The organism is Hathewaya massiliensis (genome assembly GCF_902143515.1).
GTDB lineage: Bacteria > Bacillota > Clostridia > Clostridiales > Clostridiaceae > Hathewaya > Hathewaya massiliensis.
In genome coordinates, this window is record NZ_CABFVD010000010.1 from 1 (window position 1) to 3,306 (window position 3,306).

The window sequence follows — 3,306 nt, forward strand, 5'->3', positions numbered from 1 at the left end:
TACTGACTTGAACTTGTTTCTTTATTTCTTTTCTTTTTCTCAAAAGAATGCGAGTTCTTTTATCTTACTCTGTTTAATTTTCAAAGACCAATTTCTTTAATTTTTGTCACTCTCTTCAAGCGACTTATTTATCTTATCAAACTTTTAATAACTTGTCAACACTTTTTTTATTTTTATTTTGAAAGTGTTTGTCGCTTTTTGTTGTTTCTTGTGTTCCCTTGCGACGAAGATTATCTTATCATATTATTTTCTTTAAATCATGGGTATATGTGTAGTCTGGTAAAATTATATCTGTATTTCTCTAAGTTTCTTTAAATTAATAAGATTTTCATTTGTAGATACACCTGGTACATTGTTCGCCAGATACATAACTAAGGATTAATATATAAGTTATTTTCTGTAATAAAAGTTTCAATTTATTTAAACCAATACATATGCTTAGCTATATATCTTTAATAGAAATATCTATATTTTCTACTTCTTTTATATGTCCACAATACTTAGTAAAACTTTTATTTCTATAGTATACATATATATCACAACTATTTAACCGTATATTTAACTTATTAAATTAATTATAGTATGGTGCTTTTACAAAATAAATATATTCTAAACCTAATAAATAAGTATTCTTTTAAATCCTTGTTAAATTGTAATAATTATTATATAATAATTATATCAACTAATTTTAATATTATTAATTCGAAAATACTATTTAAATATATAAGAAGTTTCTATAGAATACTATAATTATATTATTACATTACTTAGTATTTCTTATTTAGTATTTCTTATTTAGTATTTGTTATTCAGTATTTATTATTTATTATTTATATTGTATGAGGTGATAATTATGGAAAACTTAAAAGAAGGAATTATGGCACCAGATTTTAAAATCATAGGTTCTGACAATAAAGAACATAGCTTAGCTGATTATAAAGGTAAAAAGGTTGTACTATACTTTTACCCAAAGGATAATACCCCTGGCTGTACTGTTGAGGCCATAGATTTTAAAGATAATATTAATAAATTTGAAGAGCTTAATACAGTAATTTTAGGTGTTAGCAGGGACTCTTTAAAATCTCATGATAAATTCAAAGAAAAACACTGTCTACCTTTTGTTCTACTTTCAGATGAAGAGGAAGTTCTTTGCAACTTATATGGTGTTTTAAAGGAAAAAAATATGTTCGGTAAGAAGTGTATGGGAATAGAAAGAAGTACCTTTATAATAAATGAAGAAGGAATAATAAAAAAGATATTTAGAAAAGTTAAAGTAGCAAATCATGTAGAAGAAGTACTTTCTAACCTTTAAATCATATGTAAGCATAGAATAAGCTTTTATTTATTGCTTTGTTCACATATCTCTCTTAAATAATTAAATTAATCCTGGATTTAACTTTAATTGATTGATTATTGTTGACAACCACTCCCGTGAAGAAATAATATATTAGGTATGTATTATATTTTACGGGGGTGTTTTTTTGAATAAAACTACAGACTTAACAAAAGGTAGTATACTAAACTCTCTACTATCTTTAGCCCTCCCAATCATGGGTACTTCTTTCATCCAAATGGCTTATGGTATGATAGACATGATTTGGATAGGTAGGGTTAGTAGTCTTGCTGTTGCTGCTGTTGGGACTGCTGGCTTTCTAGTATGGTTTGGTCAATCTTTCATACTATTATCTAAAGTAGGTGCTGAAATATGTGTTTCTCAATACTTAGGAGCCAAAAAAGAAGATGAAGCTAGAAGCTTTGCAAATAATGCTATGCAAATTACTATTATAATGGCTCTAATTTATTCATTAATTATGATAATTTTTAAAAAGCAGATTATAGGCTTTTTCAGACTTAATAGTTTAGAAGTTATACAAATGTCTGAAACTTATTTAGTTATTGTATCTATAGGTATGATATTTAACTTTGTAAATCCTGTTTTAACTGGTATATTTAATGGAGCTGGTAACAGTAAGGTACCATTCTTAGTAAATACAGTAGGTCTTATATTCAATATAATTTTTGATCCTATTTTAATATTTGGAATAGGTCCTATTCCAAAGTTAGGTGTTGCAGGAGCTGCTATTGCTACAGTTTTAGCTCAAGTAATAGTTACATGTCTATTTTTACTGATAATGAAAAAGCAAGATACTCCTTTATTTAAAATAAATATATTTGCAAAACTTCATCTAGATCATGTTAAAAAACTAATAAAATTAGGTTTCCCTGTAGCTGTTGAAAATGGTTTATTTTCATTTTTCGCCATGTTAATTGGAAGAATTGTTGCAAGTCATGGAGATGCTGCTGTAGCTGTTCAGCAAGTAGGTTCTCAAATTGAAGCTATTTCTTGGATGACTGCAGGTGGATTCTGTACAGCTCTAGGAACTTTCGTTGGACAAAATTATGGAGCTAGAAAGTATGAACGTATAGTTAAAGGTTACTTTGTTTCAATGTGTATTGTTAGTGTAATTGGTCTCTTCTCTACCTTACTATTAACTTTAGGATCAAAATTTGTTTTTTCTATATTTATTTCGGAAAGCAAAACTTTAGGTATGGGAATTACATACTTAAAAATTGTAGGTTTATCTCAATTTTTTATGTGTATAGAGATAACCACTGCTGGTGCTTTTAACGGTATTGGCCGTACTACTTTGCCTGCTATAGTAAGTGGAGTTTTTAATGCCCTTCGTATTCCATCTGCTATAATATTATCAAAGCCTGAAGTTCTAGGGTTGAATGGTGTTTGGTGGAGTATTAGTGTAAGCAGCATGTTTAAAGGTATTGTTCTAGTATCTCTTTTTATAATTCTAGTTGTTAAGAATAAAGACTTTAAAAACTCTTTGAAAGCCAGTGAATTACTTGAAGAATATAATTAAAAATAATTAAATATATCTATATCTTTAGTGAAAAATCTTATATAAAAAAGAGAGAACTGTTTTATTTAAAAGTTCTCTCTTTTTTTATACTTCCCACAATTATAATTTTAAATGATTTAACTTAAAACCAAATTCTCCAACTAGCATAATTCCATAATTATAATTAAATTACTTTTAAAAATATAATTGAAAAATAAAAAACTGCCTTAAATTATTAAGACAGTTTTGGTGGCTAGACCAGGAATCGAACCAGGGACACGAGGATTTTCAGTCCTCTGCTCTACCGACTGAGCTATCCAGCCATATTGGCTCCGCAGAGAGGATTCGAACCTCCAACCTATCGGTTAACAGCCGAGTGCTCCACCATTGAGCTACTGCGGAATATATTACCTGGCGACGTCTTACTCTCCCACAGGGCTTCCCCTGCAGTACC

At 28.7% G+C, this 3,306-nt stretch carries 2 protein-coding genes and 2 tRNA genes; 2 read left to right on the forward strand and 2 right to left on the reverse strand.

The features are described from left to right. The first annotated feature begins 853 nt into the window (after positions 1–853). Positions 854–1,312, forward strand: coding sequence for a thioredoxin-dependent thiol peroxidase (gene bcp / locus FNZ64_RS14540; protein WP_142415736.1), 459 nt, complete (start codon positions 854–856; stop codon positions 1,310–1,312). Positions 1,313–1,481: 169 nt separating this feature from the next. Further along, positions 1,482–2,873: an MATE family efflux transporter gene (locus tag FNZ64_RS14545; RefSeq protein WP_207705537.1), complete on the forward strand. Its 1,392-nt coding sequence runs from the start codon at positions 1,482–1,484 to the stop codon at positions 2,871–2,873. Between the two features lie 226 nt (positions 2,874–3,099). On the opposite strand, the gene FNZ64_RS14550 is transcribed toward FNZ64_RS14545, so the two are convergent. Together FNZ64_RS14550 and FNZ64_RS14555 are read right to left on the reverse strand one after the other, a co-directional pair. Next, positions 3,100–3,175: transfer RNA gene (locus FNZ64_RS14550), tRNA-Phe, on the reverse strand. 4 nt (positions 3,176–3,179) lie between these two features. Beyond that, positions 3,180–3,254, reverse strand: a tRNA-Asn gene (locus FNZ64_RS14555). Between the last annotated feature and the right edge of the window lie 52 nt (positions 3,255–3,306).